This window comes from Maribacter aestuarii (assembly GCF_027474845.2).
GTDB classification, from domain to species: domain Bacteria; phylum Bacteroidota; class Bacteroidia; order Flavobacteriales; family Flavobacteriaceae; genus Maribacter; species Maribacter aestuarii.
The window spans coordinates 1,710,580-1,727,398 of record NZ_CP107031.2; the positions used below are offsets into that span (position 1 = coordinate 1,710,580).

Here is a 16,819-nt window from a genome sequence, read left to right on the forward strand (position 1 = left end):
GTTTTTCATACTTTTAAAAAAATGCAATCTACTTTGAAAACAATTCTTAAGAGTTTTTCGGTATTTGATGTATTTACCGTTCTCTCTCTCTTACTATTAATAGGGTGTGGAACGGAAAAGAGTGAATTGCCCCAAGAAAAATACTATGTTACCTGGTCCTCCTATTTGGGTGACCCGGGTCGCAGTCATTACTCTACCCTGTCCCAAATAACGAAGGAAAATGTGGGTCAACTTAAAGTCGCATGGACCTATGAAGCTCCGGATTGGGGACAAATGCAAATGAATCCCATCGTGGTAGATTCCATTCTTTATGGAGTTACTGCTGCGCTTCGTGTCGTTGCTTTAAATGCTGAAACGGGTAAGGAAATCTGGCAATTTGGGGATTCGGTGAAGGTATGGCATTCCACAAGCAGAGGGGTTTCTTATTGGGGAAGCGGGCAAGACAAACGCATTCTATGCACCCGTGGACCTCATCTTTTTGCTTTAAACGCCCTTAACGGAGAACCAATTTCTTCCTTTGGCGATAATGGAAAAATCGATTTGCGCTCCGGCATGCCGGACAATGCTAAAGATAAATTCGTAATATCCAATACACCCGGCACCATCTTCAAAGACTTAATAGTTATGCCGTTACGTGTTTCCGAAGGAGAAGGAGCCGCTCCTGGTGATGTCATGGCGTTCAATATAATTACGGGCAAGTTACAATGGGTCTTTCACACCATCCCATATCCAGGCGAAGAAGGTTTTGAAACGTGGGAGGATTCAACCGCTTACAAAAGTCCAATAATCGGAGCAGCGAACAACTGGGCCGGGATGGCCGTTGATGAAGAAGCGGAGATACTTTATGTTCCTACCGGTTCAGCAGCTCCAGATTTTTATGGCGGGGTGCGCTTGGGAAGCAATCTATATGCGAATTCCTTAGTAGCCCTGAATGCCAATACTGGAGAACGATTATGGCATTTTCAATTCACCCATCATGATATTTGGGATCGGGACCCTCCTGCTCCTCCAAATCTTTTGACAGTGGAACGAGATGGAAAAAAAATTCCCGCTGTTGCACAGGTCACTAAACAGGGTTATGTATTTGTCTTTAATAGACTAACAGGGGAGCCTCTTTTTGACATTAAAGAAACACCCGTGCCGCCATCGGGTCTAGATGGAGAGCAGGCATGGCCTACACAACCCATTCCTATTAAACCCAAGCCTTATGCTCGGATGTCACAAGACTTGATGGCAGAGGATATAAGCCCCTTTGCGAAAAACAGAGCGGAACTTTTGGACATCTTTAATACCGCTGACAAAAGACAATATGCCCCTCCCAATATTACCCCGAACCTGTTGTTGCCCGGATACGACGGAGGTGCCGAATGGGGGGGGCGGCTGCTGACCCCAATGAGGGCATTCTATATGTAAACTCCAATGAAATGCCCTGGATGTTACAAGTGGCTCCGAATACCACAATTGCCAGTAGCACCCCTTTAGGTGAGGCTACTTATCTCAAAAACTGTGTGAGTTGCCACCAAGTGGATAGGAAAGCAATGGCTGCTAGTGGATTTCCATCACTTATTGACCTCCAATTGAAGAAAGAAAAAAACGAAGTTTCCCAAATCATTACCAATGGCAAAGGTATGATGACTGGGTTTCCACAAATTAAAGGAGACGAACTGCAAGCACTTTTACGCTATTTGTACAACGAAGAGGTAAAACATACAGTGGCCACGAAAATAGTTGCTGATGAAGCTCAACAAGTTTTGTACAAACATACCGGGTACTCCAAATTTTTGGACAGTAACGGGCTACCGGGGATTGGTCCTCCCTGGGGTACCATGCATGCCATTGACTTGAACACTGGAGACTATAAATGGTCCATCCCTTTGGGCAATACTCTAGAGTTAGATGAAAAAGGCATCGGGACCGGAACGGAAAATTACGGCGGTCCAGTGGTTACGGAAAATGGACTGTTGTTCATTGGGGCGACCAAGGACGGTTACTTTCGAGTATTTGATAAGGAAAATGGAGCCCTTTTATGGGAATATCAACTTCCTGCGGCGGCATTTGCAACACCAGCAATGTATGAGGTTAATGGCAAGCAATACATTGCCATCGCCTGTGGTGGAGAAAAGTTGGGAACCAAAAAAGGAAATCAAATCATTGCCTTTGCTCTTGGGACACCTTGAACTATTTGGTAGATTTTTAGCTATTCGCAATTTGTTTCTTTGAAACCCCCTCCTTCACGTATCAATATTTTATAATCATTAAATTCCTTTTGCAAATCATAGTTTTGAAATTGATAATCAGGAGTATATACCACCTTATCCCAATAATCGGTTTTTGGTTCCGTAGCACGGAGGTCTTCTGTACGGGCCATCCAATTTTGTAATTCGTTTTGTAAAGTAGCTAGCACATCTTTATACTTCGGGTTATCGGCTACGTTTTTCAAATTATAAGGGTCATTTGCCAATACGTACAATTCTTCCGCAGGTCTTTTGGAAAAAGCTAGTGCAAAATAGTCTTTATCGCTAGGCTTACCCTCCATCATCATAATTGTGAATTTGGAAATAGAATTATCCACATCGCCATATTGACCTACTGAAATATGGACCTCAGGGTCCCCGGCGGGCCATCGGTCTGGTTCAAAATTCTTTATATATAGAAAATCCTTAGTGCGAACCGCTCTGGCCGGGTAACTCAAATCTCCTTTGCGGACATTGGCATGTCGCTCACGTTCTAAAAAAACCTTACTTCTGTAGATATTAGTCGATTTTTTATCGCCAAATAGTTCCATTAGACTATGCCCGCTAAATTCCTCCGGAATTTCGATTTTCGCCGCCTCAAGAAATGTAGGTCCGAAATCTATGAAGTTCATAAAATCCGAAATACGTATTCCCCCATCTATATGGTTCTTCCAATATATGGCAAGCGGCATTCGGGTTCCATAATCATATAGGTTGGCCTTTGCTCTTGGAAAGGGCATGCCGTTGTCACTGGTCATAACTATAAGGGTGTTATCCAATAATCCATGCTGCTCCAGCACATCTATTATATTTCCAGATTCACGATCAAATCGCTCAACCTCAAAATAATAGTCCATAATATCATTTCGCACACAAGGGGTGTCCGGAAGAAATCCTGGCACATTTATAGAAGCCGCTTCCATTCCCGTCTGTATTCCGGCATTGGTTTCGTAGGTGCGATGTGGATCCTGACTGCCAAACCAGTATACAAAGGGTTGGTCGTCCTTTCTATCGGATAAAAAGGTTTCAAAATCAATGTACTCATTTCCTGCAGGATTATGTTCGTATCCACCCGCTTTAAAATTGCCCGGACCCCAGCCTTTTCTGCTCATGCCCGTGTGATAGCCCGAGGTTTCCAGTAAGGATACCCAGTTCGGAAATTTCTTGGGTATGACCGACCATAAATTACCTGCGCTTTCGTTTTGGTGGGGATAGCGCCCTAAAAGAATACTGGCCCTTGAGGGCGAACAAGAAGGTGCGGAACAATAGGCATTTTCAAATAAGGCTCCCTCGTTGGCTAAACGGTCAAAAGTTGGTGTGCGAACGGTAGAGTCCCCATAGACTCCAGCATTTGGGTAAGACCAGTCATCCGCAATTAGGAATAGGATATTCGGTTTTACATAAGTCTCGCTAATTCCGATAGGTTTTGACTTTATGTTAGCTGACAAAACTATCGCCAAGACTATTAAGAACAGTAAACTGATGAACTTCCTATTTGATGCCGTTGGTAGTTTCATGTGTTTTATTTACATTCCGTTAAATATAACAATCCATTAGGAGATTTCGGTAGGGATCTTTCGTGTGCATTCCCCAGATACTGGATTAGAGGACTCATTAAAATATAAATTCTTAGTTCTACTTGAACATTATTATGATGAAATATGTCGTTCTTCTTCCTACACTTTTTTTGACATTACTTGCTTTGGGGCAGTCGGCTTTTAATGTGGGTGAAATTATAGATTCCATACCCGTGGCAGATTCAAATATCGAAAACTTCGCTCTCTATCTTCCAAGCAATTATTCCTCTGAAAAACTATCGTCAATCGTCTTTATTTTTGAACCGGCTGGACGTGGTAAAGTTGGTATCTCCCCGTTCCTGATTGCTTCTGAGAAATATGGTGTTATCTTGGTGTGTTCAAATAACTCTAAGAACGGTCCTTATGACCGCAACTTTATTATAGCCTCTCGCTTGTTTGATTATGTGTTCAGCCAATTCGCAATAAATAATGAACAGGTTTTCTTAAGTGGTTTTTCTGGGGGCTCAAGGATAGCCGCAAGTATTGCTTCCTTAAGTGATGGTATCGCCGGTGTCATAGGCTGCGGTGCCGGATTCTCCTTGCAGCCTGCTCATATGCCCTATGAAGCTGAATTCCTTTACGCGGGAATCTGTGGGAATCGAGACATGAACTACATTGAAATGCTGGATTTGATGCCTTTTCTAGAGCGTTTAAAGTTCCATAAAACCTTATTCACCTATGATGCCGCGCATCGTTGGCCTCCGGACGAAAAAATAGTAGAATCCTTTGACTGGCTATTTGTGGAGCTTCATAAAAAAGGTGTGGTTACGTTGGAAGAGAAACAGCTCAAGAATTTGTATGTCTCCGGTTACGATAAAGCGGAAAGGAAATTGAAAAATGGAGATGCTCTATTAGCGGTTGAAGATTTCAATAGACTACGACAGAATTTTGGTAGTATTTATGATTTGGACAGTGTCACGGCAAAAATCAAAACAATAAGAAATCAACCCGCATTCAGAATTGGTTCCAAAGAAAAATCTAAAGCCATTGCCTATGAACGGAAGTTAACAACGGTTTATTTTGAGCGTATTAAATCTGAGTATGTTAATCCTGAGGCATTAAATCTAGATTGGTGGAAAAAGGCATTTAAAAAACTGAAAAAGCAGTACGATAAAGGAGGTGAGGAAACCAAAAAGATGATTCACCGGCTGCGCTACAAAATATTTGCCAGTCTTTCGGAGCGTACAAATCCAAATATAAACCCAAAGAGTACCCAGAAGCAAAGGGAATACAGCAAAAAAATTATCACCCTCTTAAAGGTGACTATGTTACAATAAAATAATACCTTATCCTATAATACCAGTCAATGTCGTCCTTAATAAACAAATCAAAAGAATATGCGGATAGAAATGCCATTCTATCCCATGGCCAATACTATTCCTATGCCACACTTTTAAGTGTCACTAGAACAGTGGCGGCCCATCTTTTACAAGGAAGGAAGGACCTCAACCAAGACCCAATTACATATTTGGTACCACCTTCTTTTGAATATGTCGCCGTACAATGGGGAATATGGGCTGCAGGCGGAATTGCGGTTCCATTGTGCGTATTGCACCCATTGCCCTCCATACAATATGTCATAGAAGACACCAAGGCCCAAATGGTTATCGCACATCCGGATTATTTTGATTTTTTAAAGCCTTTAGAAAAAAAGACCGGTGTTAGAATCGTAGCGCTGAACACTATTTTAAGGGAAGCAACCGTCGATTTACCGCAAATTGCTCCGTTCCGAAGCGCCATGATTCTCTATACAAGTGGTACGACCAGTAAACCAAAGGGTGTAGTTACTACCCATGCAAATATTGAAGCTCAAATTACAACCCTGGTCAAAGCATGGGAATGGAAAAAGGAAGATCATATTCTCAATATTTTGCCCTTGCATCATGTGCATGGAATTATAAATGTATTGAGTTGTGCCCTATGGAGTGGTGCTTGCTGCGAGTTCCTGCCAAGATTCGATGCAGCAAGCGCTTGGGAGGTTGTTAAATCTGGAAGGTTAAGTCTCTTTATGGCGGTTCCCACGATATATTACAAACTTATTTCTTATTGGGAAAGCGCCGTAGACCAAGAGCAACAAGTACTTACAGCGGCGGCATCCAAGCTAAGGTTAATGGTTTCTGGTTCTGCGGCGCTTCCCGTAACCGTGTTGGAAAAATGGGAAGAAATTACGGGCCAGACACTTTTGGAACGTTATGGCATGACCGAGATTGGGATGGGGCTTTCTAATTCGTACCGGGGAGAACGCAGGCCGGGTCATGTGGGACTGCCATTACCTGGTGTTGATATGCGCTTAGTGGACTTGGACAATAATCCGGTTGAACCGGGAGCGCCTGGGGAATTTCAGATTAAGGGTCCAAGTGTATTTAAGGAATATTGGGGTAAACCTGATGCCACGGCAAAAGCTTTTACAAAAGATGGGTGGTTCATTACGGGTGATATTGGAGTGTTCAATGGTGGAATGTATAAAATATTGGGCCGGGACAGTGTTGATATTATTAAATCTGGAGGATACAAAATATCTGCCTTGGAGATTGAAGACGTGTTAAGAAAACACGTAGAGGTTGCTGATTGCGCCGTAGTGGGGTTACCCGACGAGGAATGGGGCGAAGTGGTTGCGGCGTGCATAATTGGCCAGAACCAAGCGGTAGATACCATAAAAATATCCGAATGGTTAAGAGCGTATCTTCCTGCCTACAAGGTTCCAAGAAGATTCATCGTGAAAAAGGAGCTGCCAAGAAATGTGCTTGGCAAGGTCACCAAAAATGAAGTAAAAAAAATGTTTAACTAGAAAAATACCAATAAGTGGGTTCGATTAGAAATCACGTCATGCCTACAAAGCCCTTCCGGGTATACATTGAACCTAATTCTAGATAAAAGAAAAAATTTAAGGCTTATGGATACACTAACACTTTTCCCTTATATCGGAATACTTGTTCTGGTAATAATAAATGCCCTTTTGGTACTGCGTAGGGACATTACTATAGATGAACAAGATGATAAGCCTAAAAAATAGTGGACTATTTCTATGAGCATTACGTAACGCTAATTCTTACCGCAATATATGTGGGGGGCTGTCTTTACGTTGGATGGTACTTTAAGAAAAAGGCGTCACAAGGTGTCGAGGGATATTATGTGGCCAAACGAGAAATTCCTGGCTGGGTCATTTCTTTAGCCTTTTTCTCAACATCCGCAAGTACGAACACATACATAGGACAGGCGGGAAAATCTTTTGAATATGGGTTGTCTTGGGCGTGGATGGGAATTATTTGGACCGTCTTTTGCATTATTTCCTGGCAGTTATTAGGTCCTAAAATGCGTTTTCAAACCGCACGCCTAAGATCATTTACCATCCCAGACTATTTTCACTTAAGGTACAAGAGTAACTTGGCAAAAAGCATTCGGGTTTTATCGGCTGTCATTATCCTTTTCGCGACCTTGTGGTACATGATTGGAATCGCCAAAGGCTGTGCCCACGTGCTTACGGCGGTATTGGACATTCCTTATGAATATGGTGCCTTTGGTATCATATTCATAACCTGCGCTTACACCATTTGGGGCGGGATGTATAGTGTGCTTTGGACAGATGCCATACAGGGTATTATTATGTTCGGGGTAGCCATTCTCATGTTGGCTATTCCATTCATATTCGTAGGGGGGTAGATAATCTTTTCGAGACAATTTCCAACACATCACATTTGACCAAGTCTGGGGCACCTATTCAATCAGGGTTAGTCACCTTTGGGGAACTTGTTTCCTTTTTGTACATATTGGGAATTGGGCTTTCTATCGGAATGAAACAAATTTCAGAACCGAAAAATCTCATACGTTTTTATTCTATCAATAATGCTAAAAGTATGCGCTTTGCCATGATATGGACGCCTGTTTTCTTGGGTATTTCTTTGGTGTGCGTAATGGGCCTGGGGGCTTTGGTGCATGGGATGGCGACTCAAGAAGAAGCAAACTATTTAATACATAATACCGATGAGGTCGTAGGGTTTATGCTTGATAAGTATGACAATAAATTGGTTAGCGGTATTTGTGTTGCTGGTCTTTTTGCTGCGGGGATGTCTTCTTTGGCCTCGGTAATCATTATCGTTGGAACTGCATTTGTAAAGGATGTTTGGCATGTTATCAAACCTATGCCAGAAAATAGGATTATTTCAAGAACCAAATGGTTTATGGCTATTTACTGTAGTATTGTTTTTGGGATGACCCTCTTTCCAATGGCAGGGATTGTAGAACTAACTGCGTTTGCTGGGGCGGTCTTCGCGGCCAGTTTCTTTCCTGCAATTTTTGGAGGTTTATATCTAAAGTGGGGAACAGATTTAGGGGCTATGGCCTCTATGATAGCAGGTATGGTAGTAAATATTACTTGGCGATTTGCTTTTCGATTTGAATATGAAACCTTAAATGATATACACGAAATTATTCCAGCATTCCTAATTTCGATGCTTACTTATGTGGTGGTGAGTTTATGTAGCATAAAACGAATTCCTGATGAAAAACACTTGGAAAAGGTATTCGGAAAAGCTTAAATAATTAGTCCTTAAAAATAGGGGTCTGCGCTAAATTTATTAGCCTCTCATCGGTTTCCTTTAAAATCCTTTTAGTTCGTAAATAGCGGTCTCTATTAAACTCGTCATAATTTTCAGCACTCGGATCCATACTGCTTATCCGAACCATTTCTGAGGCGTGAATGAACTCGTTATCACCAATCCACATACCTACATGTACCACTTTTTCTGCAGTAGAATCCGTGACTTTCCTTCCAAAGAATAAAAGATCACCCCTTTCCAAATTTTCAAAATTGCTAATCGAATCTATAGGTTTACCGGTATTTACCTGTTGGGAGGCATCCCTGGGGATAACCATCCCGTTAAGGAAATAAATGGTTTTCGTAAAGCCGCTACAGTCCATGCCTTTGGTAGAAGTTCCGCCCCACAAATAAGGTACGCCTATTAGTTTTTTAGAGGTGGCCACCAGGTCATCGGCAGTCCGGTTCATTTGTTGCAACCAGCCAGAATAATCCTCTGCTTCTTTATCCTTAACCAGTGCGAGGCGCCCATCCGGATAGGACACTACAAAAAATCCATCAATGTTTTTTACAAATCCCAAAACATTGCCTGCCACCAAATCTGAGATAATTTCTTCCTCATCTACCGCATTATAAGAATGTCCGTATGTTTTTGTGAAGATGATTTTATCCTGCGAACGCCATTCCTCAAAACGTTTCGGGTTCATCAGCGTAATACCACCTGCATCCACCCAGGATAAATATTTATCTGGAGTCTGAACATAATACCAGCTTCCCTCCTTCTTTAATACCTTTATCGGGGTGCCAAGGGTGGCTTGGGTAGCTAATTCGGCGGTATGTTTGGGATTACTTCTTAAATTAGCGACCGATATGTTGACAACCCCTTGTGTCTCGTCCCCTAATTCCGATGCGGGCAATAGCTGTATACTATCAATAAAATCGATTTTCCGCTCGTCTAACACATTATGCAACGTCGTAATAGCTTCCGGTAAGTTGCTTTCCCCTTGTAAGACCGTCTTTTGCCCTTGTTTTACGGCATCTATCTGAAATAACGCCACACGTTTGTCAGGAGCATACTGTTTTTGAATAGAATCAATAGCAGCATCAACAGTATTCTCCCTATTCTTATCAAGGTTGCAGGATGTAAGTAGTACGCTTAAGAATAAATTGCACAAAGTGATTTTTTGAAAACCCATAGAAGAAAAGTTTTAAGTAAAAATACATAATTATTGAAATGGCTTATGGAACCAGATGGTTTAAGAAATAATCATTGATCTAGCATTTATTATGAGGTTAAGACTCGGCTTGACAACTAGATTATGCGATGAAATTCGTTTTGATTTTCCTTAAATTCGCTAGTGATGGAGAAATTAAGAGTCATAGAGCTTTTTGCCGGTGTTGGCGGTTTTCGTTTGGGTTTGGAAAAAAAGGGCAAGTATAAGGTAGTTTGGAGCAATCAATGGGAGCCCAGCACCAAAACACAGCACGCGTCCATGGTCTATGAAAAATGTTTTGGAGGAGAAAATCATAGTAACGCGGATATTTCCCAAGTGCCTACTTCAGATGTTCCGGATGCCGATGTTCTCGTTGGTGGATTCCCGTGCCAAGATTATTCGGTTGCGACAACGCTACAAAATTCCAAGGGGCTCATTGGAAAAAAAGGGGTCTTATGGTGGAGCATAAACCGTATCCTTTCTGAAAAGAAAACGCCTCCAAAATACTTGTTTCTAGAAAATGTAGATCGACTGCTTAAATCCCCCTCCACGCAGCGGGGAAGGGATTTTGCCATTATGCTCAAAAGCTTGGATGAATTAGGTTATGCCGTGGAATGGCGGGTCATTAATGCTGCTGATTACGGAATGCCGCAACGGCGTAGACGTGTTTTTTTCCTAGGGTACCATAAGTCTACATCCTTGTATAAATCGATTAAAAATGGAGACAAGGTAGACTGGATTCATAATTCCGGCACCATTGCCAAAGCATTTCCCGTCAAGAATATGTCCCATCCGAGAAATTCATTTTCTATTGATGGTGATTTGGTAGCCCTTTCTGAAAACTTTAATAAAGAAGGAAAACTATCCCCGTTTCAAAATAGCGGAGTTTTTATAAACGGACAGGTATTTACCACCAAAACTGCTCCCAACTACGATGGGCCAAATGCTATTTTGGGGGATATCCTCCAAAATGGAAAAGTGACCAGGGATTTCTTTATACCGGAAGCAGATTTTCCAAAATGGGCCTATTTAAAGGGAGCAAAAAAAGAGATGCGTACCGCTAAAAGTGGTTTTGAATACAAGTATAGTGAGGGAGGAATGATTTTCCCGGATGCGCTAGATAAAGCCTCCCGCACAATTATTACGGGAGAAGGCGGTAAAAGCCCCTCGCGCTTTAAGCACGTGGTACAAACCAAAAAAGGCCTCAGAAGGTTGACTCCCATAGAGTTGGAGCGACTGAACATGTTCCCGGACAATCATACTCTGCTAGAGGGCATCAGCGATACCAAGCGTGCTTTTTTCATGGGCAATGCCTTAGTGGTGGGGGTTGTGGAAAAAATAGGAGAATCCCTATTCCAGAGGATAAATTCTTAATGTGGCATCAAAAAGCACTTTTAGCGCAGATTTAGAAAAGGAACAAAGACTATCAGTTCTTCTCGATGCCTATTATGCTAATCATTTGAGACATTATGATTTTGAGCGAATTTCAGATTTAAAAAGTCAACTAGCAGGTATTGACCTTATTCTTACCAAAAGAAGCAACAACAAAACCTATTTTATAGATGAAAAAGCGCAATTAGATTACATTAACGATGATTTACCGACCTTCGCTTTTGAACTGGGATACCAAAAAAACGGAAAAGTAAAAAAAGGATGGTTATTCGATGCCAATAAGAAAACCGATTTTTACTCGTTGATCACAGGCATATATTGTGACGAACCCAACTCCTACACTTCGTGCAAAATAACTATGGTAAACCGTAAGAGGCTTTTGTCTCTATTGGAAAGTAAGGGATTGTCCGAAACCAAACTGAATAGCATAATAAGAAAATATGATGGTTCCTCGGGAAAAATAGAAATAGATGCGCTGAATGCTAAAATGGAAGGATATCTCTATTTTTCCAATATGCATAAAGCGGAAAAACCAATCAATCTAATTTTAAGATTAGATTTTTTACTTAAAAACGGCCTGGCCAAACGCTTAGTCTAATAGATGACCTATGACCTGTCAGTCAAAATTTTAATAAAGTAATAACGCCGTGATAAAAAAGCCTGGCCCTTAACTGTATTAGTGTATCGACTATGGCAATAATCTTCTAATTACGTTAAAATGCTGTTAAGCAACTCTTTAAATTTGGATTTCTAATAAATAATGATATCTTACAATTTATGGTTAAAGTAGAAAAGTCAGAAAACAACGCATTTTTAGAGAAGTCGATACAACATTTAGAGGCCACTGGTTTTGAGAATATCAAAGCTGATATGGAGGGTTATGAAACCCCAAAATCCTATATCAGAAAAGGAAGTGATTCCAAAATTACCCCGGATATAGTTGCCCTTAAAAATGGAAGAAAATATTTTTTTGATATTAGTTTAAAATCAGAGAAACCAAGGTTATTAAAGACCAAATGGTTGTTCTTGGATACATTGAGTAGAATGAATTCCAATAGATTCAGAATAATAACCACTAGAGGACACTATAAGTTTACAGATACCATGTTAGAGGATATTAACCTGTCCAACAAGGAGCCTATTAAGATATAAATTTCAACCTTAAAAATATATAAAAAGACCGCTTTGTAGCGGTCTTTTTACGTTCTAACCATGGCCACGTGAGGTATACCATCCTCTAGATAGGGCTCTCCAACCGAAACGAACCCTAAATCGGTATAGAAATTTTTAAGATAAGTTTGCGCGGATAGTTTAATGATATCAACATTATATTCATCCTGTATTGCTTTTATGGATGCCTCCATAATTTGTTTGCCATAGCCATATTTTCTTTCTTTTTGCTCAACAACAACTCTTCCAATACTGGCTTCATTAAAATAATCCCCAGGTCCAAAAATGCGGGTATAAGCCACAACCTTGTTCTCTTTTTTTCCTATGACATGAAGTGCTCTTTTGTCTTTTCCGTCCAAATCTTGATATACGCAGTCTTGTTCAACGACGAACACTGCGCTTCTTAATTGCAGAATATCGTATAGTTCTTCTGTTTGGAGTTCCTCAAAGGCCTTAATGGATATGTTCATTAGTCCTGTACTATTATATCCTTACTATCGCACTTACCAAATTCTGGTTGAATGTTTACGTGATTGATTCCGTGATTATGATACAGTTCGTCTTCAATTTTTTCTAAGATATCATCAAATTGGGATAGTTTTATATCCTCGTTAAAATCGATATGAGCCTCTAAGTGAACTTCATCTTCGTTCAATTGCCAAATATGTACGTGGTGTACATTCTTTACCGGTTGAATTTTAACAATACTTTGCACAATGTGCTGCACTTGAACAGTGTTGGGCGTGAAAAGCATAAGAACACGCGTGGAATCCTTCAAAAGGTCATAACCCATGTAAATAAGATAAAGGGCTATGGCCAGTGTAAGGGCTGGATCTACCCAATACGTTTGATAAAATTTCATTAACAACCCCCCTATTAAGACGGCAACTGACGCCATCATATCCGTCAATAAATGCAAATAGGCCGATTTCATGTTCATATTGCTATTGGCGTCCTTTTTTATCAGGAGCACACTAAAACCGTTGGCTGCTATCCCTAATAGCGACAACCAAATAACAAGGTCTGATTCGATTTCCTCGGGAGTGATAAACCTTTCGATGGCTTCTTTTATCAATATAATCGCAACCACGATTAGCGTAGCAGAATTTACAAATGCGGCGATAATTTCCGCTCTTTTGTAACCAAAAGTCTTGTTTGTGGAGGCCTCTTTCTTAGAAAGTACATTGGCGATATAACTTACGATAAGCGAAAGTACATCGCTAAAATTGTGAAGCGCATCCGAAATTAAGGCCAAACTTCCAGAGATAAGACCTCCTATTACTTGGGATACCGTTATAATTATATTAAGGAAAATAGAAATAAGAAGATTCTTCCCTTTTACCTTTGGGTGCGAATGTCCATGCGAATGATGGTGGTGGTGTCCGTGACCCATATTATATTGAGCTATTTACACGGTATTTTTTCTACACGACGTTCATGCCTACCTCCAGCAAATTCAGTTTTTAAGAACGTAGTTACCATTTCCAATGCCTGGGGCAGAGCTATATACCTAGCTGGCAAACTTAATATGTTCGCATCGTTGTGTTCCCTGGCTAATTCAACAATTTCTTTGTTCCAACAAAGTGCGGCACGTACTTTCTGATGCTTATTGGCCGTCATTGATGCGCCGTTACCACTTCCACAGATAATGATACCATAATCCACGGTACCATCTTCCACATCTTGGGCAACGGGATGTACAAAATCTGGATAATCCACACTATCGGAACCATCCGTACCATGGTTAAGCACTTCTATTTGCATGGATTTCAATAAACCTATTACGGCAAGCTTATATTCCGTTCCGGCATGGTCGTTACCTATAGCTATTTTCATATGGCGAAGTTTAATAGAGTTACATAGTAATGTTAAGTTGGGGAAACATCAATTTTAATAGGATAAAGGTACAACATACAGTAGCTCACCACAAAAAATCTATGTTTGACAACATAAATATAGTTTTCAATAAAATTAATTGTTCATTAGTGGGTTAGTACTTGTGGTATAACCTTTAAAAAATGTTTACAAAAAATTACACTTAAAGTTGTCAATTACAATTCTATTCTGCTTGTAAATAATTTTTTTAACTACATAATTAAACTATAATATTTAGTTACATCATTTAAAGAAATCAAGACCCTTTAGTTAACATCAATCTCACTTTAATTTATCAATAAAAACATGTTGAAAGTAGTTATTAACCAACAGTGATAACTCTATCAAATTTCTGATTATCAATATTATTAAGCTAGAATTGCCTGTCAACAACTTATGGTATCTAACTAAAGCAAGTAATGAGTAAATTTTTTATCCCTACTATTAACAAGCTATCATAATCACCATTTTTATTTTAAATTTTAAAATGAGAAAATAATAATATAATAAATGTTGATAACCTGTAAAGTTGATATCAATTAGAACCATGTTGTCTAAATAGCTAGTGGATTATAATTCGTAATTTTCCAGCAAATTAAAATTTTAAATGTCGAAGAGAAATAAGAAGGCGAAGAACCATAGGAAGAACGAGATTACAAAAGGTATTTTCACGGTTTTAGAAAAAGAACCACAAAAAAGCTTCAATTACAAACAAATAGCTGCAAAAATTGGGGTCACGGATACTCAAGAAAGAAATTTACTCATTAAGAGATTGGTGCAACTCAAGGAAACTAAAAGAATTCAGGAGAGTAGTAGAGGCAATTATAAAACTTTAGAGGACAACAAAACCCACCACGAGGGAATTGTTGATATCACAGGAAGAGGAAATGCCTACATTGTAATTGAGGGAATGGAGGATGATGTCTTCGTTCAGGCTAATAAAATAAACAAAGCTTTTCATAAGGATAAAGTAGAGGTGTTTATACGCCCCAGAAGGAACGGTAAGAAATTAGAGGGAGAGGTAGTAAAGGTTTTAGAACGCTATAAGAATACGTTCGTGGGAATCGTAGATATGCAAAAGACCTTTGCCTTTGTACGACCTACGGATTTTAGAATGTATACTGATATTTTTGTTTCTCAGGACAAACTCAAGAATGCTAAGGACGGAGATAAAGTTTTAGTAGAAATTACCGATTGGCCGGACGATAAGGATTCCCCTTATGGAAAGGTTACCGAAGTTCTGGGCAAACCGGGAGAACACGATACGGAGATACACTCCATCTTGGCGGAATATGGTCTTCCCTATGAGTTTCCTGGGGAAGTGCAAAGTTTTGCGGACGGCTTGGATACTCAAATTAAGCCCGAGGAAATTTCAAAGCGGAGGGATATGCGTGACGTGTTGACCTTTACCATAGACCCTAAGGATGCCAAGGATTTTGATGATGCCCTTTCCTTTAAAATTCTAGAGAACGGTAATTATGAAATAGGTATTCACATTGCCGATGTATCTCATTATTTAAAAGAAGGTACGGTATTGGATGAGGAAGCTTACGATAGGGCCACTTCGGTATACCTTGTAGACAGGGTTGTTCCTATGTTACCGGAAGTACTTTCCAACAATGCTTGTTCGTTAAGACCTAACGAGGAAAAATATACTTTTTCAGCCATTTTTGAATTGGATAGAAAAGGGCAGATTAAAGGTCAGTGGTTTGGAAGAACAATCATTAATTCCAATGAACGTTTCTCTTATGAAGAGGCACAGCATATTATAGAATCTGAAAAAGGATTTATTCCAAAAGAAGTCTCGATTAGAAAATCCGAATACAAAGTTGATGATGAAGTGGTGGAAGCCACTTTGACCATGAACAGACTGGCCAGGGACATGCGAGCGAAAAGAATGGACCAGGGTGCCATTTCTTTTGATAAAGTAGAGGTACGTTTTAACCTTAATGAAAAGAACGAGCCAACTAGTGTTTATTTTAAGGAATCAAAAGATGCCAATAAACTTATTGAAGAGTTTATGCTCTTGGCCAATAGAAAAGTGGCAGAGTTTATAGGTAAACAGAAACCTATAAAAACTTTCGTTTATAGGGTTCATGATGATCCGGATGAAGAAAAATTAATAGCCTTAAACGGGATTGTATCCAGATTTGGACACAAGCTTAACTTTAAAGATAAAAAATCCATTAGTGCATCCTTAAATCAACTCTTGGATGATGTTAAGGGTCAAAAGGAACAGAATTTGGTGGACACGCTTGCCATACGTAGTATGAGCAAGGCCGTGTATACGGTGGACAATATAGGACATTATGGTCTTGCTTTTGATTATTATACGCACTTTACTTCACCTATTCGAAGATATCCCGACGTAATGGTACATCGTCTACTTCAACATTACTTGGATGGTGGAAAATCTGCAAAGGCGGAGCTGTATCAAGAAAAATGTAAGCATTCTTCGGACATGGAATATCTTGCGTCAAGCGCAGAACGGGATTCTATAAAATACATGCAGATAAAATTCATGCAGGACCACCAAGATGAAGAATTTGTTGGGGTAATAAGTGGGGTCACAGAATGGGGTATCTATGTGGAGATAATAGAGAATAAATGTGAAGGTATGGTTCGTATCCGAGACATAAAAGGAGATTATTATATCTTTGACAATAAGGAATATGCAATCGTCGGTGAGAGAACCAAGAAAACATATCAATTAGGTGACGAAGTAATTGTAATGGTTAAGAACACAGATTTGGTGAAACGTCATCTGGATTTCACGCTCCTAGGTAAAAACGAATAGGCATTTTGGAACAGCTTTTGCTTAGT

The 16,819-nt window shown here is 40.0% G+C and carries 15 protein-coding genes; 10 read left to right on the plus strand and 5 right to left on the minus strand.

Annotated features, from left to right (window positions below; all coding sequences use genetic code 11):
* Positions 1 to 33 precede the first annotated feature (33 nt).
* Both N8A89_RS07815 and N8A89_RS07820 read left to right on the plus strand, forming a co-directional pair.
* Positions 34 to 1,413: an outer membrane protein assembly factor BamB family protein gene (locus N8A89_RS07815; RefSeq protein ID WP_289645267.1), complete on the plus strand. Its 1,380-nt coding sequence runs from the start codon at positions 34 to 36 to the stop codon at positions 1,411 to 1,413.
* Positions 1,414 to 1,433: 20 nt separating this feature from the next.
* A complete protein-coding gene (locus N8A89_RS07820) occupies positions 1,434 to 2,177 on the plus strand; it encodes a c-type cytochrome (RefSeq protein WP_289645269.1) in 744 nt (247 codons plus the stop codon).
* 20 nt (positions 2,178 to 2,197) lie between these two features.
* Here N8A89_RS07820 and N8A89_RS07825 read toward each other — a convergent pair whose 3' ends face one another.
* The gene (locus N8A89_RS07825; protein ID WP_289645271.1) at positions 2,198 to 3,751 is read right to left on the minus strand and encodes a sulfatase family protein; all 1,554 of its coding nucleotides are present in this window, start codon (positions 3,749 to 3,751) and stop codon (positions 2,198 to 2,200) included.
* A gap of 134 nt (positions 3,752 to 3,885) precedes the next feature.
* Here N8A89_RS07825 and N8A89_RS07830 point away from each other — a divergent pair, with 134 nt between their 5' ends.
* From N8A89_RS07830 to N8A89_RS07845, 4 genes are all read left to right on the plus strand, one after another.
* A complete protein-coding gene (locus N8A89_RS07830; protein WP_281541756.1) occupies positions 3,886 to 5,088 on the plus strand; it encodes an alpha/beta hydrolase in 1,203 nt (400 codons plus the stop codon).
* Positions 5,089 to 5,117: 29 nt separating this feature from the next.
* Positions 5,118 to 6,599: an acyl-CoA synthetase gene (locus N8A89_RS07835; RefSeq protein WP_281541757.1), complete on the plus strand. Its 1,482-nt coding sequence runs from the start codon at positions 5,118 to 5,120 to the stop codon at positions 6,597 to 6,599.
* Between the two features lie 224 nt (positions 6,600 to 6,823).
* Positions 6,824 to 7,471, plus strand: a complete 648-nt coding sequence (locus tag N8A89_RS07840) for a sodium:solute symporter family transporter (protein ID WP_289645273.1) — start codon at positions 6,824 to 6,826, stop codon at positions 7,469 to 7,471.
* A 35-nt stretch (positions 7,472 to 7,506) separates the two neighbouring features.
* On the plus strand, positions 7,507 to 8,346 hold the full coding sequence (locus N8A89_RS07845; RefSeq protein WP_281541759.1) for a sodium:solute symporter family transporter: 840 nt from the start codon (positions 7,507 to 7,509) through the stop codon (positions 8,344 to 8,346).
* A gap of 4 nt (positions 8,347 to 8,350) precedes the next feature.
* Here the strand turns inward: N8A89_RS07845 and N8A89_RS07850 are convergent, their stop codons facing one another.
* On the minus strand, positions 8,351 to 9,541 hold the full coding sequence (locus N8A89_RS07850) for a C40 family peptidase (RefSeq protein ID WP_281541760.1): 1,191 nt from the start codon (positions 9,539 to 9,541) through the stop codon (positions 8,351 to 8,353).
* 165 nt (positions 9,542 to 9,706) lie between these two features.
* On the opposite strand from N8A89_RS07850, the gene dcm reads away from it, so the two are divergent.
* From dcm to N8A89_RS07865, 3 genes are all read left to right on the plus strand, one after another.
* The gene (gene dcm, locus N8A89_RS07855; protein ID WP_281541761.1) at positions 9,707 to 10,933 is read left to right on the plus strand and encodes a DNA (cytosine-5-)-methyltransferase; all 1,227 of its coding nucleotides are present in this window, start codon (positions 9,707 to 9,709) and stop codon (positions 10,931 to 10,933) included.
* A gap of 1 nt (position 10,934) precedes the next feature.
* Positions 10,935 to 11,549: a hypothetical protein gene (locus N8A89_RS07860; RefSeq protein ID WP_281541762.1), complete on the plus strand. Its 615-nt coding sequence runs from the start codon at positions 10,935 to 10,937 to the stop codon at positions 11,547 to 11,549.
* Positions 11,550 to 11,728: 179 nt separating this feature from the next.
* The gene (locus N8A89_RS07865; protein ID WP_281541763.1) at positions 11,729 to 12,103 is read left to right on the plus strand and encodes a hypothetical protein; all 375 of its coding nucleotides are present in this window, start codon (positions 11,729 to 11,731) and stop codon (positions 12,101 to 12,103) included.
* Positions 12,104 to 12,150: 47 nt separating this feature from the next.
* Here the strand turns inward: N8A89_RS07865 and N8A89_RS07870 are convergent, their stop codons facing one another.
* From N8A89_RS07870 to N8A89_RS07880, 3 genes are read right to left on the minus strand one after another with little or no spacing between them, the layout of a single operon-like run.
* Complete coding sequence (locus N8A89_RS07870) at positions 12,151 to 12,591, minus strand: GNAT family N-acetyltransferase (protein WP_281541764.1); 441 nt, start codon at positions 12,589 to 12,591, stop codon at positions 12,151 to 12,153.
* On the minus strand, positions 12,591 to 13,514 hold the full coding sequence (locus tag N8A89_RS07875) for a cation diffusion facilitator family transporter (RefSeq protein WP_289645277.1): 924 nt from the start codon (positions 13,512 to 13,514) through the stop codon (positions 12,591 to 12,593). The genes N8A89_RS07870 and N8A89_RS07875 overlap by 1 nt, the downstream gene beginning before the upstream one ends.
* An 11-nt stretch (positions 13,515 to 13,525) precedes the next feature.
* Entirely contained in the window at positions 13,526 to 13,957 is a 432-nt protein-coding gene (locus tag N8A89_RS07880; RefSeq protein ID WP_281541765.1) for an RpiB/LacA/LacB family sugar-phosphate isomerase, read from the minus strand.
* A 646-nt stretch (positions 13,958 to 14,603) separates the two neighbouring features.
* Between N8A89_RS07880 and rnr the strand changes: the two genes are divergently transcribed.
* Positions 14,604 to 16,793, plus strand: coding sequence for a ribonuclease R (gene rnr, locus N8A89_RS07885; RefSeq protein ID WP_281541766.1), 2,190 nt, complete (start codon positions 14,604 to 14,606; stop codon positions 16,791 to 16,793).
* Positions 16,794 to 16,819 lie beyond the last annotated feature (26 nt).